The sequence below is a fragment of the Shewanella sp. AS16 genome, from assembly GCF_021412365.1.
Taxonomy (GTDB): Bacteria; Pseudomonadota; Gammaproteobacteria; order Enterobacterales; family Shewanellaceae; genus Shewanella; species Shewanella salipaludis.
In genome coordinates this window covers 65,622-91,763 of the sequence record NZ_JAKCLK010000002.1, presented here as the reverse complement: position 1 = coordinate 91,763, position 26,142 = coordinate 65,622, and the positions used below count along the sequence as shown (strand labels likewise).

The window sequence follows — 26,142 nt, the reverse complement described above, 5'->3', positions numbered from 1 at the left end:
AAAGGGCTTAAGCCGACAGCTTAAGCCCTTTCTGATCTCGCCTCTGTGGAGATTAACGCTCCGTTTGGCGCGGGGTCGGCTCCTCGTGAGCGACTTCCACCCTGGGTTGCCACCACCAGGTAAAGAAGCGACGGCTGAAGCGCTTGATATCGTCGAGCACTATATACAGCAGGGGCACCAGGATCAGGGTCACCACGGTCGAGAAGAGGATACCGAAGGCCAGCGAGGTGGCCATGGGGATGACTATCTTCGCCTGCAGGCTGCGCTCCAATATGATGGGCACCAGACCGACGAAGGTGGTCAGTGAGGTCAGGATGATCGCCCGGAAGCGGTAGCAACCCGAATCTATCGCCGCCGCCTTGATCGACAAGCCTTGCTCCCTGGCCCGGTTGACGAAGTCCACCAGGATCAGCGAGTCATTCACCACCACACCCGCCAGCGCCACTATGCCGCATAGGCTGAGTATGCTCATGGACAGTCCCAGCAGTAAGTGGCCCAGCAGCGCGCCTATCATGCCGAAGGGGATGACGGACATGATGATCAAGGGCTGACTGTAGGATTTCAGCGGGATCGCCATCAGCGCATAGATGGTGAACATGGCGAAGAAGAAGCCTTGCATCAGCCCCACCAAGGCATTCTGCTCATCCTGGCTGTTGCCATCCAGGGTGGTGGAAATCTTGGGATATTTCTGCATCAGCACAGGCAGAAAATCTTTTTGAATTTCGGCCACTATCTTCGACGGCTCGACCTTGTTCTTGTTGGCGCTGGCACTGATGCTGATCGCCCTGCGACCATCTACCCGGGTGATAGAGGAGTAAGATTCACCCATCTCTATCTCGGCCACGCTGGAGAAAGGCACGGCCACCCCGGTAGGAGTACGGATCTGCATGTTTTCCAGATAACCCACAGTGCGGCGCTGCTCCAGTGGATAGCGCACCATCACCTTGACTTCTTCCTTGTTCCGCAGGATGCGCTGGGCCTCATAACCATAGAAGCCGTAGCGGACCTGACGGGCGAGATCCGACAGGGTCAAGCCCTGGGCCTCGGCCTCGGGGCGGATCTTGAGGCGGATTTCATGGCTGCCGGAGGAGAAGTTGTCGGCGATGTCATACACCCCCTCATAGCTGGCGAGCTTTTGCTTGAGTTCCTTGGTGGCCTGGGACAATTGCTCCAGATCGCTCGACGTCAGTCTGAAGGAGATATCGCCGCCCGTGTCGTTGGTACTGGCATTGATATTCAACTTCTTGACTGCGACCAGCTCTGGCAGCTGTTCACGCCAGGCGGCCGAGATAGTTACCCCGTCCACGTCCCTGTCCTCGCCCTTGGTCAGTTCGGCAAAGATGAAGGCACTGGTGCGTGAACTCATGTCGATGAAGCTGCTCTTCACCACAGGATAGCCGTGGTCTTTTTCCATCTTGTCGTTCATGGCATACAGGGCATCTTCTATGCTCTGTACCGCTTTGAGGGTGTTCTGCTCCGAACTGCCTTCATCCATTTCCAGTTTGACCTGGATAAAGTCCGAGGGGATATCGGGGAAGAAGACCCAACGCACCTTGCCGCTGGCCACCAGTGCTATGGAGAGGATCAATACCCCAATGAAGCCTGCGATGACATTGTATCTGTGCTGGATGCAACGCTCGAGGAAGTGCCGGTACTTGTTGTGAACGAAATACTGGAATTGCTCGTTAAATCTGGCCTTGTTGCGGCCGAAGAACCCCTTGGGCCCCGAGGATTTTTTGAGCTTCATATGGGCCAGATGCGCCGGCAGGATCAGCTTGGACTCTACCAGGGAAAAGGCCAGGCAGAGGATGACGATAAGGCCGATGGATTTCCAGATGATGCCCATGGGACCCGGTACCATCAACATGGGAATGAAGGCGGCTATGGTCGTCAATACCCCGAAGGTGGCGGGCATGGCAACCTTCTTGGCGCCGCGGATCACATTGTCTATCGAGTGTCCATGGTGTTCGACCTCGCTGTAGGCACTCTCGCCTATGACGATGGCGTCGTCGACCACTATCCCCAACACCAGGATGAAGGCGAACAGGGTGAGCATGTTGATGGACATGGAGAAAGGTTCGATCGGCATCAGGAGCATGGTGCCCAGGAAGCAGACGGGAAGGCCCATCATGACCCAGAAGGCCAGCTTGAGATCCAGGAATAAGGCCAAGATCAGGAAGACCAGCAGGGCGCCATAGAACATGTTGGATAACATCATGTTCAAACGGCCCTTGAGGTAATGGGTCAGATCGCCCCAGGTATCCAGCTTGGCGCCTGCGGGCAGGTTATCCTGGCGTTTGGCCACATAGTCCTTGACCTGCTTGGAGATGTCCAGCGCGTTTTGATCGTCGACGCTGAGGATCTCTATGATGGCGGCGGGTTGACCGTTGAAGCGGGTGTATCCCAGGCGCTCCTCGAAGCCATCCTTGATGTTCGCCACTTGGGGCAGCATGATGCGGCTGCCATCGCGGCGGGTGCTGACGACTATGTTGGCAAAATCGTCACCCGTATAGGCCTGTCCCTTGGTGCGCAGCAGTATGTCACCGTCCTGGGAGCGGATCGAGCCGCCGGGCAGGTCGAGCGAGGAGTTCCGCACTGCCAGCGCCACCTGCTCGAAGCTGATCCCATACTCTCTGAGCTTATCTTCCGAGACTTCTATGCCTATCTCATAATCACGCACCCCAGCGACCTGGGCCTTGGTGACTGCGGGCAGGGCGGCGATCTCGTCGCGCACCGTCTTGGCCAGTTCCTTCATGTCATGTGGGCTCAGGTCGCCGAACACTGACACCCAGATCACATTGTTTTCCGGTTTAATCTGATAGATGTTGGGTTTTTCGATATTCACCGGGAAGGTCGCAATGGCATCGACTCTCAGCTTGGCCTCGTCCAGCACCTGCTGCACGTCATGGCCGTCTTCCACCTCTATGGTGACCGACCCCACGCCTTCACTGGCAACCGAGGTCACCTTCTTGATGCCATCTATGTCCTGAATGGCTTCTTCTATCTTGATGTTGATCCCTTCTTCTATCTCCTGAGGGGCGGCGCCCGGGTAGGCGACCGAGATATTCAAATAGTTGAGTTCGAAGGTAGGAAAAATTTCCTTGTTGATCCGTACGGCACTGAAAAGGCCACCGACTATCAGTATCACCATCAGCAGGTTGGCTGCCACGCTGTTGCGGGCGAACCAGGAGATCAATCCTTTCTGGGTATCCATTATTTATCACCTGCTGCCATCAGTGTCGGCGCCGCCGACTCGTCGAGCGGATCCTGGTCGGAAGTATTGTCTTCACCCACCACCTTAACCAGTTGGCCATCAGTCATGTTGTTGAGGTTGGTCAGGGAAACCCGTTCGCCATCGGCCAGGCTGCCCTTGATATAGGCCAGCTCCAGATCTGTATGCACCACGTTGACATGGCGCATCTCTATGATGTTTTTGTCGCTGACCACGGCGACATGCTCATTGCGCACTATGTGGCGCGGCAGTGTGACTATGGCCTCCAGACTGCGGCCCTCTATCTCGGCGCTGACGAAGCTGCCGAATTTCAACGGCAACTGCCCCGGGACCTTGGCGCTGCGCAGGTAGGGATCCTGGACTTCGGCGACCAGATAAACCATGCGGTTGTCCGCATCTATCACCCCTTCGCTGCGCACGACCCTGCCTTCCCAGCTGACGTTTTCGCCCGCGAGAGAGGCGTTCAGGGTCACTCGGGTGTTGGGGTTATCCACGGACTCCAGATAGGCGAGCTCGTCATTGGCCAGTGGCAGACGGATCTCGGCTATGCTGGTGCCGTATAATTCACCCAGATTGGTGCCCAGGGTCACGTATTGCCCCAGATCTATGTTGCGCGCCTTGATGATGCCATCGAAAGGCGCCCGAATGACGGTGCGATCCAGGTTGCGCTGGGCCCTGGCCAGTGCGGCCTCGGCGTATTTGACGTTGGCCTGCTCTTTTTTCAGCTGGGGTATGCGCAGTCCCAGCTCAGGCGGCAGGCCCTTGTCGTAGCCCTTAAATTCAATCTTGGCGACTTCGCCGCGGGCCTTCTCTTCGTTCAGCGCCGCCTGTGCCTGTGCCAGGCTTGCCTGGGCTTGGATCAGATCGGCTTGATAATCAGAGGGTTCTATCTGCGCCAGTTGTTCGCCTTTATGGACTATGCCACCGGCGACGAAGTTATCGGCGATACTCAACATGCGTCCCTGAACTTCGGTGACCAGTTGGGTCTTGTATTTGGGATTGACCACGCCGTAGGAAGACAGGCTCAGCGACATATTCCTTTGCTGCACGCTGGTCACATCGATAATAGGCACAGGGGCCGCATCGGGTTTCTGTTCCGGGGCTTCCTTGGTACTCATCAGTATCGCGGCCAGGCCCAGAAACACTATTACTATCAGGAAAGGAGAGGCTCTCCGCAGGATCGTTTTCATCATTTTTCGCTATACATCCATGCAAGTCACTTAGGCCGCCTAAATTACCAGAGACGGGGCGATCGATAAACGTCTTTTTGTAAATAAAATGTATCTAAAAATAATATTTCAAGGCTTAGGGAGGGGGAAGGCGCCGGGAAGGGGAGTTTTGGCCGTCATTAGGGTGATCTATTCTGTCTCTTAAACAAAAAACAAAATTAATCCAATAAATATCAAGGAGATAAAAAAAGCCGCTGTTGCGGCTTTTTTGAACACATTTAAATTGGGCTATTTCTTCTTGGTTTTCTTGGCCGCCGCCTTGGCATTGGGCTTTTTCTTGCCCGGCACCTTGGCTTCTTTATTCCTGGGGCGCAGCTCTTCGATGACACGGCGCTTCAGGGGCTGTTCTATGTAACGCTCTATCTTGCCTACGATGCGCATATCATGGGCCTCGGCCAGGGAGATGGCCGTGCCCTTGGCGCCGGCGCGGCCGGTACGGCCTATGCGGTGAATATAGGTATCGGCCGACCTTGGCATGTCGAAGTTGATCACATGGGTGATGTCGTCGACATCTATGCCGCGGGCCGCCACATCGGTCGCCAACAAGACTTTGACCTCACCCTTGGTGAAGCGCCCCAGGGCCTGGAAGCGTTTCTTCTGCTCCATGTCGCCGCGCATGAAGGCGCAGGGGATCCCTGCCTTGAGCAGCTGGCCTTCGAGGCTGCTGACCTGCTCGCGGGTCTTGACGAACACTATGGCGCGTTTGACTTCTTCCTGATTGAGCAGATGGCACAACAGCTGGAATTTGTGATTCTTGTCATCGGCCAGGTGGATCCACTGGTGGATCTTGGCCTTCTCGCTGCGGGGGGAGTCCACATCTATGATGGCGGGATCCTTCAGCAGATCCCGGGCAAAACGTTGCACGCCGCCGCCTTCCAGGGTGGCCGAGAACAACATATTCTGCTTACGGCCCTGGGCCTCGATGGCGATGGTGTTCACCACGGAAGAAAAGCCCATGTCCAGCATGCGGTCGGCTTCATCTATCACCAGGATGTCGACTTCGGTGGCATCGAATTTGTCTTTATCCAGGTATTCCAGCAAGCGTCCTGGAGTCGCCACCAGAATATCCACATTGCCCGCCAGGGTCTCTTCCTGTGGACCATAGGGGACGCCGCCCGTGACTATGCCTATGTCCAGATCCAAGTCGGTTGCCAGATGGCAGGCATACCTGTGAATTTGGCTTGCCAGTTCGCGGGTCGGCGTGAGCACCAATACCCTGGCCTGTCCCGGGAAACGCCGTGGAAAATCGATCAGATGTTGCAAGGCCGGCAGCAGGAAGCTGGCCGTCTTGCCTGTGCCTGTCGGGGCGCGCGCCAGGATATCCCTCTGATCCATGGCCAGAGGAATGGTTTGTTGCTGGATCTTGGTGGGGGTGTGGTGCCCCATGGCCTTGAGTGACTCTAATAAGCTAGGGTCAAGCTGGAAATCTTCAAATAGCATGCGCGGCGTCTCGACGGATAATAGCGCAGCATTATAAAGCTTATGGCGGCTAACTTAAATAACTTATCTGCTTATGGCGCCATTAGCCGAGCCTGGGTCGCAGGGCCCGGCGCGGGGAGGCTCACCCAGTGACTCTCGCCCTGTGACTGTCGAGTGCCGGCGACATCAGAGTTTCAGGTAAAAGTCCCGCGTCAGCGCCGCCATGGCCGGGGAATAGTGGCCATGACTGTCGCGCACCGTCAGCACAGGGTGAGTCATGCAGGCATTCATGCCCGCCTGGGGCGTCTGAGCCTTCTGTAACAGCAATAAGCCGCGCTGCGGCGCCTTGGTTTCGACACTGGCTACCGGCTGCAACTCGCGCAGAACCAGGCCTGTCTGGGCCAGCAGCGGCACCAGTCTGGGCAGGGCCGCCAGGGGCAAGATCAGGCTGACCGAGCCGGACCCATGCAACAATTGGGTGATGGCGCTCAGCAGGGCGGCGAAACTCAGCCGCTCCGTATGCCGGGCGCTGGCTCTGGCCGAATTGCTCGAGAGCTGGCCCGACTCGAAGTAGGGCGGATTGCAGATGATGTGCTCGAATAACGCCGCCTCTTGCTCCCTGGAGGAATCGAGATGGCGCTCGGCATAGTCCTGGATGCTGGTGTGATGCAGACTCAGTCTGTCGGGCCATGGGCTGTTGGCGAAATTATGCCGGCAGGCAAGGGCGGCGGCCTCATCCAATTCGACCGCCACTATGTGCGCCTGAGGCTGTGTCTGCTCCCGGGTGCGCTGGGCGGCCATCAGGCTCAACAGGCCGCTGCCGGCGCCTATATCCAGGATATGCCTGGCCTGGGTGAGTGGCGCCCAGGCGCCCAACAGCACGCCATCCGTGCTGACCGGCATGCCGCAACCTGCATCGTCGATATGAAATTGTTTAAAGCTGAAGCCCATCTGAGTGCATTCGGGGTTGTTGATGGGGCGATTGTAACTCATTTTTGGCGCCAGTTTGCCGAACATGGGCCTGGATGGGCTGTTTCTGGTCCGATCTGCCACGGTCCGCCGGGCCTGCCTCAGTGTCACCTGGTTGCGGTTTTGCACTTAAAGCGCGAACTTTAAGGGGGTTGTAGCGACAAGGTTGAAAAAATGCGTCCAAATGCAGGCTGTTTCCCTGTTTCAGGCTATGCCGGCTTGCCTTGGCCTGCTATCTCTGATATTAGTTCTGCCCTGGTTAGGGCCAGTTTAAGCCAAAAAGGCCCTCAAAGTAGGATTTCTAACACTGACCGCGTTTTTACCCCGCTTGTTTGGCGATAAATTTGTCATCACTAGCTTAAATTAACTGCGTTTAGCTGTAATTGTTATTTTACAGTCGAAAATCGATAGCCTGGAACTGTAGCTAATCTAGGCGGAATCACTTAGTTTGTAGAAACAAAAAGACAACAAATGGGGCAGAGAGTGCAAAACAAGCAGATGAGTATTACAGACACCCTGGGCTTAGGCTTCATGACCTTCGCCTTTTTCCTGGGGGCTGGTAACCTGATTTTCCCACCGTTCGCCGGTATGCTTGCCGGTGAGAATATGCCGCTGGCCATGTTGGGCTTCCTGGTCACTGCCGTGGGCTTGCCACTCACAGGCCTGATTGCCGTCGCCAAGGCCAACGGCAAAGTCATGGCCATGCTGCCGGCCTTCGCCGCAACCGCCTTGGCCATCGCCATCTATATCATCATAGGTCCGGCCTTCGCCGCCCCAAGGACAGGCCTGGTGGCCTATGAGATAGGTGCCCGGCCTTTCATAGACAATACCGAGGCTATCATCATGCTGGGCTCGGTCGAGCTCAAGCTGACGCAGTTACTTTATACTCTGGGCTTCTTTACCTTGACCATGCTGTTGGCCATGTTTCCGGGGAAATTGCTCGATAACGTCGGCAAGGTGTTGACGCCTATCCTTATTACTCTGTTGGTTGCCTTGGCGATATCCGTGATCTTCCTGCCGGGCTCGGAGGTTGGCCAGGCGGTCGGCGATTACCGCAACAGCCCGCTGACCAAGGGGATACTCGAAGGTTATAACACCATGGATACCCTGGCATCTCTGATGTTTGGCATGTTAATCATCGACATAGTGCGCAAGAAGGGGATCACCGAGCCCGCCTTGCAGACCAAATACCTGGTGCGCGCCGCATTCATCGCCGCCGCCGGTCTGGCATTCGTGTATGTCTCGCTCTTCTTCCTCGGCGCGACCGCCGGCGATATCGCCCAGGGTGCCGAGAATGGTGGCCAGATACTGACCAATTATGTGACCCATGAGTTTGGCGCCTTAGGCACTGTGATGTTGTCGACTGTGGTCACCCTGGCCTGTCTGACCACGGCTGTCGGCCTGGTGACTGCCTGTTCCGAGTTCTTCGACGAGTTATTGCCCGTGATGAGCTACAAGTCATGGGTGTTCTTGCTGAGTGCCATCTGTGCCACCGTGGCCAACATAGGCCTGAGCCAGTTGATCAGCATCAGCATACCCGTGCTCCTGACCATATATCCGGTTGCCATCGCCCTGGTGGTGCTGACATTCCTGACCTCTTCTTTCAAGCGTCCCGAGTTTTCTCACCGTTTGGTGTTGAGCGTGGCGTTATTCTTCGGCATTCTCGATGGCCTGCATGCCGCCGGCTTGACCCGTGAGGTATTGCAGGCGCTGGAGCCCAGCAACGGCCTGTTGGCCTTCCTGGTCGATGCGCTGCTCTACATAGAGCGCCTGACGGCCGAGCTGCCACTGCATGCCGAAGGCATGGCCTGGTTATTGCCGACGGTACTGACCATGCTGGCCTGCCTGTTCATCCGCCCGCGAGCGAGTGCAGTCACAGTATGAAGTGACGCGTGTCAGTGAAATAAGCTAAGGATACGGGATGTGAGCCACAGGCTTGCGTCCTGTATTTGTTTTATGCCCGAGTATCTCCGTTCGTAAAAGTCATGAGGTAGCAGTGAGCGTTTATTGTGCCGATCCCTGGATAGAAGTGTTTGTCGATGATCTCTGGTCTGTCAAAGGCTTGAGTGACAATACTTTGGCCGCCTACCGCACGGATCTGCGTCATTTCGACCGCTTTCAGCAACAGCAAGGTTACCGGCTGGTTGAGGTCGGCCAGGAGCAGCTGCGGAGCTATCTGGCGCACAGGGTAGCGCAAGGGGCGGCCCGCAGCAGCAGTGCCAGATTGCTCAGCAGCCTGCGGCGCTTCTATGGTTTCTTGTTGCTGCGCCATGAGATAAGCCTGGATCCCACCGCCAGGCTCGAATCCCCCAAGTTGGCCCGCAAGCTGCCGGGCTCGCTCAGCGAGGCCCAGATAGACAGCCTGCTGGCCGAACCGGACGACGGGGACCCGCTGGAATGCCGCGACAAGGCCATGCTGGAACTCCTCTATGCCACTGGCCTGAGGGTGACGGAATTGGTCAGCCTCACCATGGAGCAACTCAGTTTGCGCCAGGGACTGGTGCGTATCGTCGGCAAGGGCGGCAAGGAGCGCCTGGTCCCCATGGGGGAGATGGCGGTAGCCGAGATCGAGGGCTATTTTAAATTTGCCCGTGCCGAGCTGCTCGGCCATAAGCAGAGCGACGTGGTGTTTCCCTCGCGCCGGGGACAGATGATGACCAGACAGACCTTCTGGCATCGCATCAAGCTCTATGCCCTGCGGGCCGGCATAGACACCCAGTTGTCGCCTCATACCCTCAGGCACGCGTTCGCCACCCATTTACTCAATCATGGCGCCGATTTGCGGGTGGTGCAGCTGCTCTTGGGCCACAGCGATCTTTCGACCACCCAGATCTATACCCATGTCGCCCGGGCGCGCTTGCAGGAATTGCATAGTGAACACCATCCCAGGGGCTAAAGACGGCCGGCTTAAATCCAGCATGGAGAAGGATTTAGTTACAGCATAAATTTGCTTTCCGGGCCTCCAGGCTGTAAGTTTTTCAGCTAAGAGAGGGTCTGGTATGCGTAGGCAAAGTGTTAGACCCATAAACACATAGGATATCCAATGAAGTTGACCCGAACATTATCTCTGCTCTGCGCCCTCTTGCTGACACCTTTGGCCGGTGCGACCGGCAATACCCTGTCCCAGGACACGGATGCCATCAAGCAGAAGCTGAGCGAACAGCTTAATCTCCAAGTCTTGTCCATGAAGGACTCCCCCATCACAGGCTTGTATGAAGCCCTGACCAACAGAGGAGTGCTCTACATCAGCAAGGATGGCTCCAAGCTGTTCCATGGTAATTTATACGACATAGATCAGGGGATGAAGAACCTGACCGAGCAGGCATCGGCCGGGCCACGCCTGGAAATGCTCAAGCCATTCGAAGACAATATGCTGGTCTACAAGGCCGCCGACGAAAAGCATGTAGTGACAGTGTTTACCGATACCAGCTGTGGCTATTGCCGTAAGCTGCATAAACAAATGGCCGACTATAACAAGCTCGGCATTACAGTGCGTTACATGGCCTTCCCCCGTGCCGGCGTGCCTTCGGCCAACGCCGATGAGATGCAGGCCGTCTGGTGCGCCAAAGATCCTAAACTGGCCATGACACAGGCCAAGGCGGGTGAGAAGCTCCAATCGAACAAGTGCGACGCGCGCATCGACGAGCAATATAAGCTGGGGGTCACCTTCGGCATCAATGGCACCCCGGCCATCATACTCGAAGACGGCAGCATGCTCGCCGGCTATCTGCCTCCCAAGGCCTTGTTCGATGCGCTGGAAGCCAACAAATAAGCAGTATTCAGTTCCGGGAAGGTGAGCCATGGCTCACCTTTTTTGTTATGCTTTTGCGCCGTTACCGCCGCCATCTTCAGCCAGAGGGACCCAGCCACAGTGATCCACGAGATAGTTCGCCGCCCCCAGATGGACGATAGCCATCTGCCGTCAGACATTCCCCCCTTGCTCAGACAACTGTTCGCCCGCCGCGGTGTCGCTGCCGAGGATTGCCAGCTGACCCTGGCGCGCTTGCTCAGGCCAGAGACAATGAAGGGCCTGGCCGAGGCCGCGGTGATCTTGGCCGATGCCATCGCCGCCGAGAAAGCCATTCTCATCGTCGGCGACTTCGATGCCGATGGCGCCACCTCCACCAGTGTCTGCATGCTGGCGCTGGCCATGATGGGCGCGACCAGGGTGGATTATCTGATCCCCAACCGCTTCGATTATGGCTATGGCCTCAGTCCCGAGATAGTCGCGGTCGCCAAGGAGAAGGGTGCCGAGCTGTTGATCACAGTGGATAATGGCATCTCTTCGCTGGAAGGCGTGGCCGCCGCCAAAGCCTTCGGCATGCAGGTGGTGATCACGGATCACCATCTGCCGGGCGCCGAGTTACCGGGCGCCGACGCCATAGTGAACCCTAACCAACCCGGCTGTCAGTTTGCCAGCAAGTCCATCGCCGGTGTCGGGGTGGCTTTCTACCTCATGTCCGGCCTGAGAGCCGAACTCAGGCGGCGTGACTGGTACCGCCTCAAGGGCCTGGCCGAGCCCAACCTGGGACAATTGCTGGACATAGTCGCCCTGGGGACAGTCGCCGATGTGGTGTCGCTCGATGCCAACAACCGCATCCTGGTCGAAGCCGGCCTGCAGCGGGTGCGTGCCGGACGCTGCCGTGTCGGGATCACCGCCCTGCTGGACGTCGCCAAACGCAGCCCTGAGCGTATGGTGGCCGCAGATTTCGGCTTCGCCGTCGGCCCCAGGCTCAATGCCGCCGGGCGCCTGGATGAGATGGCGCTCGGGGTTGAGACACTCTTGTGTGAAGATATCATGCTGGCCAGGCGCATGGCGGCCGAGCTCGACGGCCTCAATGCCGAGCGCCGCGAGCTGGAAGCCGGCATGCAACAGGAGGCGCTCAAGCGCCTGGAGAGCCTCAATCTGGGGAGCAAGGGCCTGGACGAGGCCGAATTGCCCTGGGCCATAGCCCTATTCCAGAGTGACTGGCATCAGGGGGTGATAGGCATACTGGCGTCACGCATCAAGGATAGGTACCACAGGCCGGTGATCGCCTTCGCCGATGCCGGCAATGGCGAGATCAAGGGCTCGGCGCGCTCCATCAAGGGCTTGCATATGCGCGATCTGTTGGAGCTGATCAACGGCCGTCATCCAGGGCTGATCCTCAAGTTCGGCGGCCATGCCATGGCGGCGGGACTGTCGCTCAAGCAGGCGCGCTTCGACGAGTTCGCCGCCGCCTTCGACCAGGCGACCCATGAGCTGTTGCAACCGGAGCAGCTCACGGGGCAGCTGTTGTCCGACGGCGAGCTCCCCGCTGAGCTCTTGACCCTGGAAACCGCTGAGCTGCTGCGCGGCGCCGGCCCTTGGGGCCAGGCGTTCGAGGAGCCCTTGTTCGACGGCTATTTCACCCTGGTGCAGCAGCGCCTGGTGGGCGAGCGCCATCTGAAGCTGGTGCTGGAAACCGAGTGCGGCAGCCTGATGCTCGATGGCATCGCCTTCAATGTAGATCTTAACCTCTGGCCGGATGCGACTGTGCGCCGGGTGCGCCTCGCCTATAAGCTGGATGTGAATGAGTTTCGCGGCAACCGCAGCCTGCAGCTGATGGTGGAGCAGTTGCAGGCCATGTGAGGCGCCGGGCCAGGCCGGTGGCCGAGCTTGTGATAATCGCCGGCGAAGGTACAATAGCCGGGGTTTTCAGACATAGAGTGAGCAGCATGCACGTACATATTTTAGGGATCTGCGGCACTTTCATGGGTGGGCTGGCGCTGCTGGCCAGGGCCATGGGCCATAGGGTCACGGGCAGCGATGCCAACGTCTATCCGCCCATGAGCACCCAGCTGGAGCAGCAGGGAATAGAATTGATCCAGGGCTTCGATCCCGCCCAGCTCGACTCAGAGCCGGATCTTGTGGTCATAGGCAATGCCATGAGCCGGGGCAATCCCTGTGTCGAAGCCGTGCTGAACAAGGGGATGAAATACACCTCAGGGCCGCAGTTCCTCGCCGAGCACATACTGCCAGGCCGCTGGGTGCTGGCGGTGTCGGGTACCCACGGCAAGACTTCGACCTCGAGCATGCTGGCCTGGGTGTTGGAAACGTGCGGCTACGAGCCAGGCTTTCTCATCGGCGGGGTGCCGCAAAACTTCGGCGTCTCGGCGCGCCTGGGCAACTCGCCCTTCTTCGTGGTCGAGGCCGACGAGTATGACAGCGCCTTCTTCGATAAGCGCTCCAAGTTTGTCCATTACCAACCGCGTACCTTGGTGATCAATAACCTGGAATTCGATCACGCCGATATCTTCGCCGACTTGGCCGCCATCCAGCGGCAGTTCAACCATGTGATCCGGACTGTCCCGGGTGAGGGCAAGGTGATCTGGCCCGCCGACGCCCAGGCCGTCAGGGAGGTGCTCGACATGGGGTGCTGGAGCGAGCAGGAGTGCTTCCATCTGCAGGCCGGCGATCTGGGTTGGCATGCCTGTGCCTTGGCCGAGGATGGCCACAGCTTCGAAGTCTTCTTCGATGGCGAGTCCCAGGGTGTGCTCACCTGGGATCTTATCGGCCAACACAACATAGAGAATGCCATCATGGCCATCGCCGCCGCCCGCCATGTCGGGGTCAGGCCGGCCGCGGCGATCGAGGCTCTGGCCGGTTTTGCTCCGCCCAAGCGCCGGCTCGAGCTGCTGGGCAACATTCGCGGGGTGAGCGTCTATGACGACTTCGCCCATCATCCCACGGCCATCGCCAGCACCCTCAAGGGAATGCGTGCCAAGGTGGGCCGGAGCAAGATCACTTTGGTGCTGGAGCCGCGCTCCAACACCATGAAGAGCGGGGTCCATAAGGACACCCTGGCCTATGCCATGCGTCAGGCCGATGAGGCCTATCTGTATCAGGCGGACGACATAGGCTGGCAGCTCGCGCCTGCCATGGCGGCGGCTCCCCTGCCGGTGACAGTGCTGGATGATATAGAGGCGATAGTCGCGCGGGTCGCCGCCAATGCCGAGGCGGGCGAGCATATCATCATAATGAGCAACGGCGGTTTCGGTGGCCTGCACCAGAAACTCCTGTCTGCCCTGAAAGCGGGTTGAGGAAATGCCAATGACGAATGCCCCCGGGGACAAGAGCATCAGCCTGGCCTGGACGGGAGCCTCCGGCGCGCCCTATGGCCTGAGCCTGTTGCAGGCTTTGCTATGCGCCGATTACACCGTCTTCCTGATGATCTCCAGCGCCGCCCGCGTGGTGCTGGCAACCGAGCAGGGACTGCAGCTCAGCGCCAACACCGACAAGGCCAGGGAGCAGCTCCTGGCGCTGCTGGCCGAGCAGACAAGCGAGCTCAAGGGCGAGCTGAGGGTGCTGGGCAAGGATGAATGGTTTTCGCCGCCGGCCTCCGGCAGCGCCGCGCCCGGACAGATGGTCATCTGCCCCTGCAGCACGGGCACCCTGGCGGCGGTTGCCACCGGCATGAGCAATAACCTGCTCGAGCGCGCCGCCGATGTGGTGATCAAGGAACGCGGTCAGCTCATACTTGTGCCCAGGGAAACGCCCTTCAGTGCCATACACTTGGAACATATGCTGACCCTGTCGCGCCTGGGCGTCACCATAATGCCGGCGGCACCCGGCTTTTATCACAATCCCAAATCCATTCAGGATCTGGTAAACTTCATGGTCGCCCGGATCTTGGATCATCTGGGCATAGACCACGCATTAACGAGTCGCTGGGGTTATGATAAGCACCAGAGCGACCTCGACAATTGAGAGCAATATGAAACACACCACAGAAGTGATGATCTCCGCCGAGGAGATTAACCAGAAACTGGATGAACTGGCAGAGCGGATCAACGCCCATTATGCCAACAGCGAGCGCCTGCTGATGGTAGGGCTGTTGAAGGGCTCGGTGGTCTTTATGGCCGATCTATGCCGCCGCATCAAGGGGCATGTGGAAATCGATTTCATGTCGGTTTCAAGTTATGGCAACGCCATGACCAGCTCACGGGATGTGAAAGTGCTTAAAGATGTGCAGTCCGATATCGGCGGCCGTGATGTGCTGATCGTTGAAGACTTGATCGACTCGGGCAATACCCTCAACAAGGTGCGCGAGATGTTGCTGCTGCGCGAGCCCAAGAGCCTGGCCCTGTGCACCCTGCTGGATAAGCCGGAGCGCCGCGAGGTCGATGTGCCGGTAGACTTCATCGGCTTCACCATTCCAGATGAGTTCATCGTCGGCTATGGCATAGACTACGCCGAGCAATACCGTAACTTGCCTTACATAGCCAAAGTCGTTCCCCTGGAATAACAGCCATACCTGCAAACTCCCGCGCCCAGTGGGAGTTTTGCTATCCGCCGGGATAGCTTTCGCCATCCAGTTACCCAATCTAGGAGCCGCTACAGATAATGGCTAATACAGCTCATGCATTAGTACTCGAAGACCTGAAAAAAACCTATAAGAGTGGCGTCGAAGCCGTCAAGGGCATCAGCCTGAGCGTCGAACAAGGGGACTTCTTCGCCTTGCTCGGCCCCAATGGCGCGGGCAAGTCGACCACTATCGGCATCATCTGCTCCCTGGTGCAGAAAACGGCCGGCAGTGTCAGGGTGTTCGGCTTCGATCTCGACCGGGAACTGGAGCAGGCCAAGCTCTGCATAGGCCTGGTGCCCCAGGAATTCAACTTCAACCAGTTCGAGACTGTGCTGCAGATAGTGGTCAATCAGGCCGGCTATTATGGCGTGCCAAGGCATGTGGCTCTGGCGCGGGCCGAGATCTACCTGAGCCAGCTGGATCTCTGGGGCAAGCGCAACACCCAGGCCAGGGAGCTGTCCGGTGGCATGAAGCGGCGTCTGATGATCGCCAGGGCCCTGATGCATGAACCCAAGTTATTGATCCTCGATGAGCCGACCGCAGGGGTCGACATAGAACTGCGCCGCTCCATGTGGGACTTCCTCAAGCAGATCAACAAGCAGGGGGTGACCATAATACTCACCACCCATTACCTGGAAGAGGCCGAGATGTTATGCCGCAACATAGGCATAATCGACCAGGGTGTGCTGGTGGAATGCACCAGCATGAAGACGCTGCTGGGCAAGCTCAACATGGAGACCTTCATCCTGGATCTGCGCCGCGATATCCAGCTTGCCCCTGTGCTGACCGGCATGGCTTGCCGCCTGACGGATCCCCATACCCTGGAAGTGGATGTGGAGAAATCGCATAGCCTGAATGCTGTCTTCGCCCAGTTATCGGCATTGGACATCGAAGTCCTGTCGATGCGCAACAAGTCGAACCGGCTCGAGGAGCTGTTCGTCGAGCTGGTGGAAAAATCCAAGGAGGACAAGTGATGAGGCACCTGTATGTCATCGCTTTCAAGAGCATATTAATCAAAGAGATCAGCCGCTTCACCCGCATCTGGATCCAGACCCTGGTGCCGCCGGCCATCACCATGACCTTGTATTTCCTGATCTTCGGCAACCTGGTGGGCAGCCGCATAGGCGAGATGGGCGGGGTGACCTACATGGAGTTTATCGCCCCAGGCCTTATCATGATGTCTGTCATCACCAACTCCTACTCCAACGTGGCTTCGTCCTTCTACAGCGCCAAGTTCCAGCGCAACCTGGAGGAGGTCATGGTGGCTCCCGTGCCCCACTATGTGATGATCGCCGGCTATATCGGTGGCGGGGTGGCCCGCGGCCTGTGTGTCGGCCTGATAGTGACCCTGGTGGCACTCTTCTTCGTCGACATACATCTGCATCATCTTGGGCTGGTGGTGCTGACCGTGTTCCTGACCTCTGTGCTCTTCTCCCTCGGGGGGCTGATCAACGCCGTATTTGCCAAGAGCTTCGATGACATCAGCATAATACCTACCTTCGTGCTGACGCCGCTGACCTATCTCGGCGGGGTGTTTTACTCGCTCTCCCTGCTACCCAGCTTCTGGCAGGGGGTGTCGGCCCTCAACCCCGTTGTCTATATGATCAACGTATTCCGCTACGGCTTCCTCGGCTTTGCCGATATCAGCGTGCCCTTGTCGGTGGGCATCATGGTGGGCTTCTGTGTCGCCCTCTGGACGCTGGCCTACTACCTGGTGTCCCGTGGCATAGGCCTGCGCAGCTGATTGAGCTTGGACATGAGCCAAACACAAGCGCCCCGTTTTCGGGGCGTTTGCTTTTGTGAGCCGGCTCGAAAACATGCACCGGACAGGGTGCAATCCAGCCAGATGGGGCTATCCTTTCTATGCCTTGAAGCGCCGATAGGCCTGAGGGGAAAATTGGGCCAGGTGACAACCCAAACCCGGTGTTGCGTTTGGCAGCTCATTCCATGGGGATGAAACTCATGAGGAACAGACGAGATGATAACCAAGATAGCCCTCGGCGGCAGTTGTCATTGGTGTAGCGAAGCCATCTTCCGCTCCCTGAAGGGGGTGGTCGAGGTAGAGCAGGGCTGGCTGTCGGCCGGCGCGGCTCCTGCCGGTTCGCCCACCTGCTATGACGCTAGCCGCTATGGCGAGGATGACTTCTGTGAGGGTGTGGTGGTGCACTTCGATCCCGAACAGATAGCACTGGCGACCCTGGTGGAGATCCACCTGCATAGCCATGGCAGCACGCTAGAGCAGGGTGTGGGACGACGTTATCGCAGCGCCGTCTATGCCTATGATGCCCCTCAGTTGGCGGCGGTGACAGATATCATAGCCAAGTTGCAGAACGGGTTCGACGCCCCCCTGCAGACCCGGGCACTGGGGTTCGGCGAGTTCAGGCTGTCCCGTGAGTCCATCCGCGATTATTACTATGCCGATCCAGATAAACCCTTCTGCCGGGTGCGGATCCAGCCAAGGCTGATGCGCTTGCTGCAGCAATTCGGCGAGCACTTGGATGGCGAGCGCAAGGCGCAGATCCTGGCGGCCGCAAGAACCCCTGAGTGACGCCGCTGGTCACAGGGCCGGGGAATTCGGCCCTGTGCTTCATGCCGTACATTTAATCTGCATCTTGGCAAGCACAGCCGCGGCTATCTTGCTACAATAGCCGCTCTTTCGGGGCCCGAGGCCATGCCGGTTCCTGCGCCAAGAGGCGCAGCACAGCGCCAGACACCCGAATAACAGATTTAACCTCATGTTAAGCAACACCTTAATATCACCACAGGATATACACCTTGAGTCACACAGATACACTGCCAGACAGCCAGATGGCCTTTTCCACCCTTAAGCTGAAACCCGCATTGCTGGAAAACCTCACCACCATGGGTTATCTGTCGATGACCCCCATCCAGGCCCAGAGCCTGCCACCTATACTGGCGGGTGAGGATGTCATAGGCCAGGGCAAGACGGGCTCGGGCAAGACGGCGGCCTTCGGTCTGGGCTTGCTGAACAAGCTGGATGTGAAACGTTTTCGCATCCAGACGTTGATCCTGTGTCCGACCCGCGAGCTGGCGGATCAGGTGGCGCAGGAGATCCGCACCCTGGCCCGTGGCATACACAATATCAAGGTGCTGACCCTGTGCGGCGGCGTGCCCATGGGACCTCAGGTCGGCTCCCTGGAACATGGTGCCCATATCATAGTCGGCACCCCGGGGCGGATAGTAGATCATCTGGATCGCAATCGTCTGGATCTGAGTCATCTGGAGATGCTGGTGCTGGATGAGGCTGATCGCATGCTGGAGATGGGCTTCCAACCGGCACTGGATGCCATCATAGAACAGGCGCCCCGCGAGCGGCAGACCCTGTTGTTCAGCGCGACTTTCCCCAAGCAAATCCAGTCGATCGCCGAACAGATAATGTATAAGCCTGTGATGGTGAAGGTCGCCTCGACCCATGATGCCGTCAGCATAGAGCAGCATTTCTATCGACTGGACGACAACAAGGCGCGGATGGAAGCGCTGCGGCTGCTGTTGCTCGAGCATAAGCCAGAGAGTGCGGTGGTGTTCTGCAACACCAAGCGCGAGACCCAGGAAGTGGCCAACGAGCTGGCCGGCTTTGGTTTCAGCGTGCTGGCATTGCATGGGGATTTGGAGCAGCGCGACCGCGACGAGACCCTGCTGCAATTTGCCAACAAGAGCGCCTGCGTCTTGGTGGCGACCGACGTGGCCGCCCGCGGCCTGGATATCGACAACCTGGATGCGGTATTCAACTATCACCTGGCCTACGACACAGAAGTGCATATTCACCGCATAGGTCGCACCGGCCGTGCCGGCAGCAAGGGCGCCGCCTATAGCTTCTATACCGAGCAGGACGGCTACAAGATTGCCCTGTTGGAAGAGTATCTCGAGCGGGATATCGTCAGCGAGCCGCTGCCATCCCTGAGCCTGCTGAATACCACCCCGTCGGCACCTAGCATGATCACCCTGCAGATCGACGGCGGCAAGAAACAGAAGCTGCGTCCCGGCGACATCTTGGGCGCCCTGACGGGTGAGAATGGCATAGAAGGCACCCAGGTCGGCAAGATCCAGATCACCGATTACCGCGCCTATGTGGCGGTCAATCGCAAGGTGGCCAAGAAGGCGCTCAACAAGATCACCGGTGGTAAGCTCAAGGGCAAGTCCTACAGGGCATGGCCCATGTAACCGGCTGGATCTGCCAGTCTGTGACTCACCTGGCACAAACCCAATTCAACACCCGGTCCGCAAGGATTCGGGTGTTTTTATTTGGCTATGTTTAACTGTGTAGCTTCCTGTCTTGTCATAGCGCAGCCCTTCGACTCTTCTTGGGTTAAGTTGGGTTAAGAGAGTCAGTCTTAGGTCAAGAGAGTCGCCGGTTCTTGATTTCACCATAAGCGTCCCAGAGGGCTCGACGGCGACAAAGTGCCGCCATGCACAAGAGCCAGCTCGCCATCCATGGCTCTCGTTCACAGCATATCGCCATGCTATGCTCACCCTGTCGCCAAAGGCCACTGGCGCAACAGTAGCATTTTTGATGTACTGGTTTAGCTTGAATGCCCAACAAACTCTGGTGGGAAGGGGGCCTGGCTTAGTTAATTACAACTGCTTCCCTAATAAATATCACGTTAAATATTACTGAATTCAAGTGTTATGAATTATGGGGACATACATGAGTCAAGTTATCAACAGCAAAGTTATCAACAGCAAAGTGTCATCTTGGGAAGGATTATAGAGCATTAAATTTTTAAAAAAGTGAGACTGGATGGGTTATCGTGGACAATCTAATGCTTGTTGGTCATTAGAATAATTGGCTGAACTCCGTATTTAGCTGCTGGTAATTGGGCAACACCAGGGGTTAGCCACTGGACTTTTGGATTGGTCTTATAGTCCATTAACAGCAGCCTATTTCTCTTCATTCAATTATTCCGGGGCAGATGCGGCTTTATTTAGTTTTCAGCGGCGCTGCATTGTCGCTACCCGGCTCGCCGTCATAGCTGATGTAAGCTTGGGATAAATAACACCAGTGGCTCAGGTCGGATGCGTGTTGACAGTATGTAGCATACCTGTTAACTATGTTCTGCGTTAGGATTGCAGTTTAAGCCTAGTACTTTTCAGATTAATCAGTGATTAGTCATATATTTATTAAACTCAAAGGAAATGAGGCAAATATGAAAAAGTTCAGAAAACTAGCGGTAGCAGGATTGGCAGTGGCATTGGGAGTCGCTTCAACTATGGCATTGGCGCGTCCCGATTGTGACAGTATGGAAGCCCTGTGTCAGGCGGGTTACACCAACTGGTGTAGCATTTGGGAAACCGATCCCAGCTGTCATTAATGGCTAATAGTCTGTAAGACTGAGTGTGTTGCCAGTTTTTCAGGCATTTTGGCAGCGCACTCGGTTCCTCCTGCTGTGCTCCTTCAATATACTTGTTGCCACTGGTTCGGGTGTTTCATGAATAAAATCACTATCCCCAAATTCCTCCGCTCAGATTTATCTATATTCCTGGGGTTTTTCATCTCGGGTGTCGCCATTTTCTTACTCTTTAACTGGTTCCAGAGTGCGCCAAAATCTGTCAGCGGTGACTACCGGCAGTTTTTCAGCCATGAGCAGAGCCGGATCATCGCTTACACCAAGGAAGGCTGCCCATATTGCGTCTTGCTGAAGGATTACTTCAACAAAAACAATATCGCCTATGTTGAACGGGATATAGAAAAAGACAGTGATGCCGAGGCCGAATATCAACAACTGGGTGGCTATGGAACACCTCTGGTGTTATTCAGGGATAATTTGATCGTCGGTTTCAGGCGTGAGCTGATCGCCGCCGAGATTGCGAAGCTTATTCCCCATGACGACACGGTAAATTCGGCTATGCAGCAAGCGCCGCTGTAATCCTTGGCTGTCAGCTTACCTTATAGTTTTTAGTCATAGCGCTTATTCACAGTGCTCATTCAGACCAGTACACCTTTTGACGTTGGAGGGAAATAATGCCAAGGGATGAGATCACCCAGTTTCAGCAGATCCCCAATGTCGGCAAGGCCACGGAACAGGACTTTTTGCGCCTGGGATTCAAGACGCCGGCCGAGCTGGCGGGCAAGGATCCCTACCAGATGTATCAGGATCTCTGCCGTGTCACTGGCCAGAGGCATGATCCTTGCGTCATAGACGTGTTCATTGCGGCCGTGCGTTACATGGAAGGTGGCCCGGCCAGAAAGTGGTGGGAGTTTACCGCCGAACGCAAACGGCATTTACAGGAATAGGCGGGCTGAATTAAATCTGTGTCAGGTGGCGGATTTTATTGCCAGCTACAGCAGGGCAGTATTTGACTGGTAAAAGATCTCTGATAGCAATGATCGGCATTAGGATTTGAAGTGGAGGCGGCACAGGATAAATAACCCATCCGTTATCCCGCAGCTCACCTTTTCCTGGGCCAAGCGTTGCTTGAGCCCAACCGGCAGCACTGGGAAGCTGCAATCCCCAATGATCTCCTTGCTATTGCCCTGGCATCCTTTACACACCTTGGGTCACGACTCGCGCCAGCGTGCAGGTCAACGCCTTGGCCTGTCGAGTGAAAACTCTGCCCGGCTGGTCTAAGGTAAAAGTATGGCCCGCAACACGGGGGCATGCATGCGAGGGCTTTGGTCATGGGACTCAATCTGGCACAAAAACTCATCCGGGATCACTTGGTTGCAGGTGAGATGCGCCCCGGCGAAGAGATCGCCATAGGCATAGACCAGACCCTGACTCAGGATGCCACAGGCACCCTGGTGATGCTGGAGCTGGAAGCGATGCAACTGTCGAGGGTGAAGACCGAGTTGTCGGCCCAATATGTCGACCATAACCTGATCCAGGAAGACCATAGAAACCCCGACGATCACCTGTTTCTGCAGAGCGCCTGCGACAGGTTCGGGATCTGGTATTCCCGCCCGGGCAATGGGGTCAGCCATCCAGTGCATATGCAGAAGTTCGGCAAGCCGGGCAAGACGCTGCTGGGGGCCGACAGTCATACCCCGGCGGCCGGCGCCCTGGGGATGCTCGCCATAGGCGCAGGTGGCATGGAGGTCGCCATGGCCATGGCCGGCCATCCCTTCTTCCTGCAAATGCCCAGGATCATGGGGATCAAGTTGACGGGAAAATTGCCCGACTGGGTCAGCGCCAAAGACGTGATCCTGGAGATGCTGCGTCGCCATGGGGTCAAGGGCGGGGTCGGCTACATACTGGAATATTACGGCCCTGGGCTCAGAGGCCTGTCGGCCATGGACAGGCATGTGATAGCCAACATGGGCGCCGAGCTGGGGGCCACCAGCAGTGTGTTTCCTGCCGACGATGCGGTGGCGGCATTCTTAAAGGAAAATGATCGCGCCGCCGACTTCCGGGCGCTGAGCGCCGATCCCGATTGTCGCTATGATGCGCTGGACAGCATAGCGCTCTCCAACCTGGAGCCATTGATCGCCAAACCCTCCAGCCCTGGGAATGTGGTGCCAGTAGCCGACATCGCAGGCGAAGACATCTACCAGGCCTATATAGGCTCGTCGGCCAATCCGGGTTTTCGCGATCTGGCGATCGCGGCTCAGATAGTCAAGGGGCGGCGGGTACATCCTAGGGTGTCCTTCGACATCAATCCGGCATCAAGGGACACGTTGCAGCAACTGATCGCCGGCGGTCACCTGGCGGCGCTGGTGGCCGCCGGTGCCCGCATTCACCAGGCCGGCTGTAATGGCTGCATCGGCATGGGACAGGCGCCTGCGTCCGGCAGGAACTCACTGAGAACCACGCCGCGTAATTTCCCCGGCCGTTCGGGCACCATGGAAGACAGTGTCTTTCTCTGCAGTCCCGAGACGGCGGCGGCATCGGCCCTGACGGGGAAGATCACAGATCCCCGCACCCTGGGGGTTAAATACCCTAAGCTCAGGCGGGCGCAGAAACTGCTGTTGGAGCTGGATGTGTTGCTGGCGCCACCGGCATCGGCCGAGGGGCTGGCCCTGGTCAAGGGGCCGAACATTCAGTCGTTGCCCGAACTGGCTCCACTGGCGGACGGCTTTGAGGCGCCTGTGCTGCTCAAGGTGGGTGATGACATCTCCACTGATACCATACTCCCGGCCGGGGCCAAGGTGTTGCCCTATAGATCCAACATAGCCAGGATTGCCGACTTCGTGTATGGCCAGTTGGATGCCGACTATGTCAGGCGGGCACTCGAGGTCAGGGAGCGGACGGGCCACATCATAGTCGGAGGCGAAAACTATGGCCAGGGCTCGAGTCGGGAGCATGCGGCATTGGCGCCCCGCTACCTCGGCCTGAGGGTGGTGATAGCCAAGAGTTTTGCCAGGATCCATTGGCAGAACCTGGTGAATTTCGGCATCTTACCCCTGACATTTCTGCGGGCCGGGGATGCCGACAGGCTGCGCCAGGGTGACAGGGTCAATTTCAGCCGGATACATGCCGCCATCGGCGAAGGCAAGGAGATCTGCGTCTCGGTCAATGGCGAGCCTTTGACCCTGGGGCATCAATTATCCGGCCGCCAGGCCGAGATCTTATTGGCCGGCGGGCTGATAAACTGGGCCAGGGGAAAGCAAGGCACAGGGAAGCACTAGGGAAGAAGCACAGCCCGGGGGAAAGGCACCTGTGCTAAACAGCCAAGAGGGCATCCGGCAATAAAGAGTCTGCTATGAAAAACGCCCGAATCACAAGTTCGGGCGTTTTGCCGCTGGTTTTTTGGGCCCAGGCCTCGCCGGCTAATGTCCGCCGACCGGCACCATGATATGGGCGTAGGGGGTGCCTTTCCACATCACATAGGGGCCACCGTTGAAGGGATCCGTTGGCAGGCTATCCAGCAACATCTTGTCCGGGATGATGATCATCAGGTGCGGCCCTTCCTTGACCCATTGGTTGTCTGCCGTCTCCATAGAGGCATAGGGATCTGTGTTGCTGGCGCCCTGATCACCGGCCAACATGTAGGAGATGCCTATGGTTTTGGCCTGGAAAGGCTGCTTATTCATCCAGGCATCGGCCCATTCCATCCAGGGGCCATCCATGCACATGGGGGATTTGCCTGCCATACCGGCCGGCGTCGGCAAGCAGGTGTAATTGCTGCTGCCTTGTTGCAATACCTTGTGGTCCCAATCCATGACTGTGACCTTGTCCCTGAGCGAGGCGGGGGCCGCGCTCAGGGCATCTTCTAACATGGCATTGGCTGCATCGTCGGGCATGGCTTGATCGCCGGCATAGGCACCGCAGATACCCATGCCGAGTAACAGGCTGGCGGTTAAGATACTGACTCGGGTCTTCATGGCTCACCTCGGATGGTGGGGAACAAGTTAAGTTTTCAGTATAGTTCACGCTGAAGCGGGCGATGGCCCGGGTGGCGGGTGAGCCGGGGAGAAGTGACAGGGAACAAAAACGCCCGAGGCCATTTGGCCTCGGGCGTTTTTTTGGGTGGCTTAAATTTGGGCTTAAACTTGGGCTTAAACCCCGAGGATTAGCCTTGAGGATTACGGCTGCGGTTGCCGCCCGAGTGCGATCTGCGCTCACCGGCCGGCTTGGGGCTCTGGGCATTAGGGGTGGCAGCCTTGCCCTGTGACCGGCTGTCATTTTGACGGCGACCTTCACCGTTGGCACGAGGTGCACGGGCCGGCTTGGCGGCGTCTCTGTCACCTTGGGCCGGGCGTTGATGGCGCGGGTTCTTGTCGTTCGGCTTATGGCCGCGGGCGACGTCGCCGCTGCGCTGACCATCTCTATGGCCGGCATTGGCGTTTCTGCGGCCGTGAGAGGCTTTGCCACCCTGGGTCAGGCGTGACTCAGGCAGTGGGTGCACAGGCGTGAAACCTTCGACCTGCTCGCGATCCAGCAGGCGGTTGATCAACCTTTCTATGTCGTTAAGCAGCTTGATTTCTTCGGCGCTCACCAGGGATACCGCCTGGCCCGAGGCGCCGGCACGACCGGTACGACCGATACGGTGCACATAATCCTCAGGCACGTTGGGCAGGTCGAAGTTGACTACCTGGGGCAACTGGTCGATATCCAAACCACGGGCGGCGATATCCGTCGCCACCATGACACGCACAGCGCCGCTCTTGAAATCGGCCAGGGCCTTGGTACGGGCTGTCTGGCTCTTGTTGCCATGGATGGCGGCGGCCTTGATGCCGGCCTCTTCCAGGTTCTTGGCCAAGCGGTTGGCACCGTGCTTGGTGCGGGAGAATACCAGCACTTGCTGCCAGTCATTGTCTTTAACCAGCTTGATCAGCAGCGCCGATTTCTGCCCCTTGTCCACAGGGCAGATCCACTGCTTGACCGTGGTGGCGGCGGCATTGCGCGGCGTCACCGAGATCTCGACCGGGTTATTCACCAGGCCCTTGGCCAGCTGGCGAATTTCATCTGAGAAGGTGGCCGAGAACATCAGGTTCTGGCGCTCCTTGGGCAGCACGGCGAGGATCTTGCGGATATCGCGGATGAAGCCCATGTCCAGCATGCGGTCGGCTTCGTCCAGTACCAGAATTTCCAGCTGGTTGAACTTCACCGCCTTCTGGTTGTACAAGTCCATCAAACGCCCAGGGGTCGCGACCAGGACATCGACACCGTGACGCAACTTGGCCAGCTGGGGATTGATGGGCACGCCGCCGAACACCACGGCGGAGCGCAGTGGCAGGTTCTTGCCATAGGTGGCGACGCTCTCGGCAACCTGAGCCGCCAGTTCGCGGGTCGGCGTCAGCACCAGGGCGCGCACCTGACCCGCCTGGGCCTTGGTGCCACGGCTCAGCAATTCCAGCAATGGCAGGGTGAAGCCGGCGGTTTTACCTGTTCCTGTTTGAGCCGCAGCCATCACGTCCTTACCTTCGAGCACGGCAGGAATCGCCTGGGCCTGAATGGGTGAGGGAGTGTCATAGCCTTGTTCGGCGACGGCCTTTAATATCGGGGCCGATAAGCCCAGGGAGGTAAAACTCATAGATAGGTCTCTTGTTGCAACTAAGTGCTGATGT

21 protein-coding genes are annotated in these 26,142 nt (G+C 57.6%); 15 read left to right on the top strand and 6 right to left on the bottom strand.

Annotation, left to right across the window (positions count from 1 at the left end; translation table 11 throughout):
- Positions 1–52 precede the first annotated feature (52 nt).
- The 4 genes from LZP73_RS05245 to LZP73_RS05230 all read right to left on the bottom strand — a co-directional run bounded on the left by LZP73_RS05245 (position 53) and on the right by LZP73_RS05230 (position 6,831).
- Positions 53–3,214, bottom strand: a complete 3,162-nt coding sequence (locus LZP73_RS05245) for an efflux RND transporter permease subunit (protein ID WP_234233412.1) — start codon at positions 3,212–3,214, stop codon at positions 53–55.
- On the bottom strand, positions 3,214–4,425 hold the full coding sequence (locus tag LZP73_RS05240; protein ID WP_234233411.1) for an efflux RND transporter periplasmic adaptor subunit: 1,212 nt from the start codon (positions 4,423–4,425) through the stop codon (positions 3,214–3,216). Before LZP73_RS05240 ends, LZP73_RS05245 begins: the two co-directional genes overlap by 1 nt.
- A gap of 264 nt (positions 4,426–4,689) precedes the next feature.
- Positions 4,690–5,901, bottom strand: a complete 1,212-nt coding sequence (srmB, locus tag LZP73_RS05235; protein ID WP_234233410.1) for an ATP-dependent RNA helicase SrmB — start codon at positions 5,899–5,901, stop codon at positions 4,690–4,692.
- A gap of 165 nt (positions 5,902–6,066) precedes the next feature.
- The gene (locus tag LZP73_RS05230) at positions 6,067–6,831 is read right to left on the bottom strand and encodes a tRNA1(Val) (adenine(37)-N6)-methyltransferase (RefSeq protein ID WP_234234212.1); all 765 of its coding nucleotides are present in this window, start codon (positions 6,829–6,831) and stop codon (positions 6,067–6,069) included.
- Positions 6,832–7,320: 489 nt separating this feature from the next.
- Here LZP73_RS05230 and brnQ point away from each other — a divergent pair, with 489 nt between their 5' ends.
- The 15 genes from brnQ to LZP73_RS05160 all read left to right on the top strand — a co-directional run bounded on the left by brnQ (position 7,321) and on the right by LZP73_RS05160 (position 23,760).
- Positions 7,321–8,733: a branched-chain amino acid transport system II carrier protein gene (brnQ, locus tag LZP73_RS05225; RefSeq protein ID WP_234233409.1), complete on the top strand. Its 1,413-nt coding sequence runs from the start codon at positions 7,321–7,323 to the stop codon at positions 8,731–8,733.
- Between the two features lie 112 nt (positions 8,734–8,845).
- Positions 8,846–9,745 (top strand): site-specific tyrosine recombinase XerD, encoded by a 900-nt coding sequence (gene xerD / locus LZP73_RS05220; RefSeq protein ID WP_234233408.1) that lies wholly within the window; start codon positions 8,846–8,848, stop codon positions 9,743–9,745.
- Between the two features lie 147 nt (positions 9,746–9,892).
- Complete coding sequence (gene dsbC, locus LZP73_RS05215) at positions 9,893–10,621, top strand: bifunctional protein-disulfide isomerase/oxidoreductase DsbC (RefSeq protein ID WP_234233407.1); 729 nt, start codon at positions 9,893–9,895, stop codon at positions 10,619–10,621.
- Positions 10,622–10,720: 99 nt separating this feature from the next.
- Positions 10,721–12,460 (top strand): single-stranded-DNA-specific exonuclease RecJ, encoded by a 1,740-nt coding sequence (recJ, locus tag LZP73_RS05210; protein ID WP_234234210.1) that lies wholly within the window; start codon positions 10,721–10,723, stop codon positions 12,458–12,460.
- An 86-nt stretch (positions 12,461–12,546) separates the two neighbouring features.
- Positions 12,547–13,911 (top strand): UDP-N-acetylmuramate:L-alanyl-gamma-D-glutamyl-meso-diaminopimelate ligase, encoded by a 1,365-nt coding sequence (gene mpl, locus LZP73_RS05205; RefSeq protein WP_234233406.1) that lies wholly within the window; start codon positions 12,547–12,549, stop codon positions 13,909–13,911.
- Positions 13,912–13,921: 10 nt separating this feature from the next.
- A complete protein-coding gene (locus LZP73_RS05200; protein ID WP_234233405.1) occupies positions 13,922–14,578 on the top strand; it encodes a flavin prenyltransferase UbiX in 657 nt (218 codons plus the stop codon).
- A gap of 7 nt (positions 14,579–14,585) precedes the next feature.
- Positions 14,586–15,116, top strand: coding sequence for a hypoxanthine phosphoribosyltransferase (gene hpt, locus LZP73_RS05195; protein WP_234233404.1), 531 nt, complete (start codon positions 14,586–14,588; stop codon positions 15,114–15,116).
- A 98-nt stretch (positions 15,117–15,214) separates the two neighbouring features.
- Positions 15,215–16,150, top strand: coding sequence for an ABC transporter ATP-binding protein (locus tag LZP73_RS05190; RefSeq protein WP_234233403.1), 936 nt, complete (start codon positions 15,215–15,217; stop codon positions 16,148–16,150).
- On the top strand, positions 16,150–16,920 hold the full coding sequence (locus tag LZP73_RS05185) for an ABC transporter permease (RefSeq protein ID WP_234233402.1): 771 nt from the start codon (positions 16,150–16,152) through the stop codon (positions 16,918–16,920). Before LZP73_RS05190 ends, LZP73_RS05185 begins: the two co-directional genes overlap by 1 nt.
- Before the next feature lie 234 nt (positions 16,921–17,154).
- Positions 17,155–17,724, top strand: a complete 570-nt coding sequence (locus LZP73_RS05180) for a peptide-methionine (S)-S-oxide reductase (protein WP_234233401.1) — start codon at positions 17,155–17,157, stop codon at positions 17,722–17,724.
- Positions 17,725–17,984: 260 nt separating this feature from the next.
- Complete coding sequence (gene dbpA, locus LZP73_RS05175) at positions 17,985–19,358, top strand: ATP-dependent RNA helicase DbpA (protein ID WP_234234208.1); 1,374 nt, start codon at positions 17,985–17,987, stop codon at positions 19,356–19,358.
- A gap of 643 nt (positions 19,359–20,001) precedes the next feature.
- Positions 20,002–20,187 carry an FRG domain-containing protein gene (locus LZP73_RS21520; RefSeq protein ID WP_442800723.1) on the top strand — a complete coding sequence of 62 codons (186 nt, stop codon included), beginning with the start codon at positions 20,002–20,004 and terminating at the stop codon, positions 20,185–20,187.
- A 436-nt stretch (positions 20,188–20,623) separates the two neighbouring features.
- Positions 20,624–21,061: a glutaredoxin family protein gene (locus tag LZP73_RS05170; protein ID WP_234233400.1), complete on the top strand. Its 438-nt coding sequence runs from the start codon at positions 20,624–20,626 to the stop codon at positions 21,059–21,061.
- Between the two features lie 95 nt (positions 21,062–21,156).
- A complete protein-coding gene (locus tag LZP73_RS05165; RefSeq protein ID WP_234233399.1) occupies positions 21,157–21,429 on the top strand; it encodes a helix-hairpin-helix domain-containing protein in 273 nt (90 codons plus the stop codon).
- 384 nt (positions 21,430–21,813) lie between these two features.
- Positions 21,814–23,760, top strand: coding sequence for an aconitate hydratase (locus LZP73_RS05160; protein WP_234233398.1), 1,947 nt, complete (start codon positions 21,814–21,816; stop codon positions 23,758–23,760).
- A 141-nt stretch (positions 23,761–23,901) separates the two neighbouring features.
- Here the strand turns inward: LZP73_RS05160 and LZP73_RS05155 are convergent, their stop codons facing one another.
- The gene (locus LZP73_RS05155; protein ID WP_234233397.1) at positions 23,902–24,456 is read right to left on the bottom strand and encodes a hypothetical protein; all 555 of its coding nucleotides are present in this window, start codon (positions 24,454–24,456) and stop codon (positions 23,902–23,904) included.
- A 188-nt stretch (positions 24,457–24,644) separates the two neighbouring features.
- Positions 24,645–26,108 carry a DEAD/DEAH box helicase gene (locus tag LZP73_RS05150; RefSeq protein ID WP_234233396.1) on the bottom strand — a complete coding sequence of 488 codons (1,464 nt, stop codon included), beginning with the start codon at positions 26,106–26,108 and terminating at the stop codon, positions 24,645–24,647.
- Positions 26,109–26,142 lie beyond the last annotated feature (34 nt).

Excerpts from the sequence above, each read along its gene's own strand:
- mpl (WP_234233406.1), top strand. The coding sequence starts at position 12,547 with ATGCACGTACATATTTTAGGGATCTGCGGCACTTTCATGGGTGGGCTG.
- LZP73_RS05170 (WP_234233400.1), top strand. The coding sequence starts at position 20,624 with ATGAATAAAATCACTATCCCCAAATTCCTCCGCTCAGATTTATCTATA.
- hpt (WP_234233404.1), top strand. The coding sequence starts at position 14,586 with ATGAAACACACCACAGAAGTGATGATCTCCGCCGAGGAGATTAACCAG.
- LZP73_RS05160 (WP_234233398.1), top strand. The coding sequence starts at position 21,814 with ATGGGACTCAATCTGGCACAAAAACTCATCCGGGATCACTTGGTTGCA.
- LZP73_RS05165 (WP_234233399.1), top strand. The coding sequence starts at position 21,157 with ATGCCAAGGGATGAGATCACCCAGTTTCAGCAGATCCCCAATGTCGGC.
- LZP73_RS05155 (WP_234233397.1), bottom strand. The coding sequence starts at position 24,456 with ATGAAGACCCGAGTCAGTATCTTAACCGCCAGCCTGTTACTCGGCATG.
- brnQ (WP_234233409.1), top strand. The coding sequence starts at position 7,321 with ATGGGGCAGAGAGTGCAAAACAAGCAGATGAGTATTACAGACACCCTG.
- LZP73_RS05150 (WP_234233396.1), bottom strand. The coding sequence starts at position 26,108 with ATGAGTTTTACCTCCCTGGGCTTATCGGCCCCGATATTAAAGGCCGTC.
- LZP73_RS05200 (WP_234233405.1), top strand. The coding sequence starts at position 13,922 with ATGACGAATGCCCCCGGGGACAAGAGCATCAGCCTGGCCTGGACGGGA.
- LZP73_RS05240 (WP_234233411.1), bottom strand. The coding sequence starts at position 4,425 with ATGATGAAAACGATCCTGCGGAGAGCCTCTCCTTTCCTGATAGTAATA.
- LZP73_RS05185 (WP_234233402.1), top strand. The coding sequence starts at position 16,150 with ATGAGGCACCTGTATGTCATCGCTTTCAAGAGCATATTAATCAAAGAG.
- dsbC (WP_234233407.1), top strand. The coding sequence starts at position 9,893 with ATGAAGTTGACCCGAACATTATCTCTGCTCTGCGCCCTCTTGCTGACA.
- dbpA (WP_234234208.1), top strand. The coding sequence starts at position 17,985 with ATGGCCTTTTCCACCCTTAAGCTGAAACCCGCATTGCTGGAAAACCTC.
- srmB (WP_234233410.1), bottom strand. The coding sequence starts at position 5,901 with ATGCTATTTGAAGATTTCCAGCTTGACCCTAGCTTATTAGAGTCACTC.
- LZP73_RS05180 (WP_234233401.1), top strand. The coding sequence starts at position 17,155 with ATGATAACCAAGATAGCCCTCGGCGGCAGTTGTCATTGGTGTAGCGAA.
- LZP73_RS05230 (WP_234234212.1), bottom strand. The coding sequence starts at position 6,831 with ATGGGCTTCAGCTTTAAACAATTTCATATCGACGATGCAGGTTGCGGC.
- LZP73_RS05245 (WP_234233412.1), bottom strand. The coding sequence starts at position 3,214 with ATGGATACCCAGAAAGGATTGATCTCCTGGTTCGCCCGCAACAGCGTG.
- LZP73_RS05190 (WP_234233403.1), top strand. The coding sequence starts at position 15,215 with ATGGCTAATACAGCTCATGCATTAGTACTCGAAGACCTGAAAAAAACC.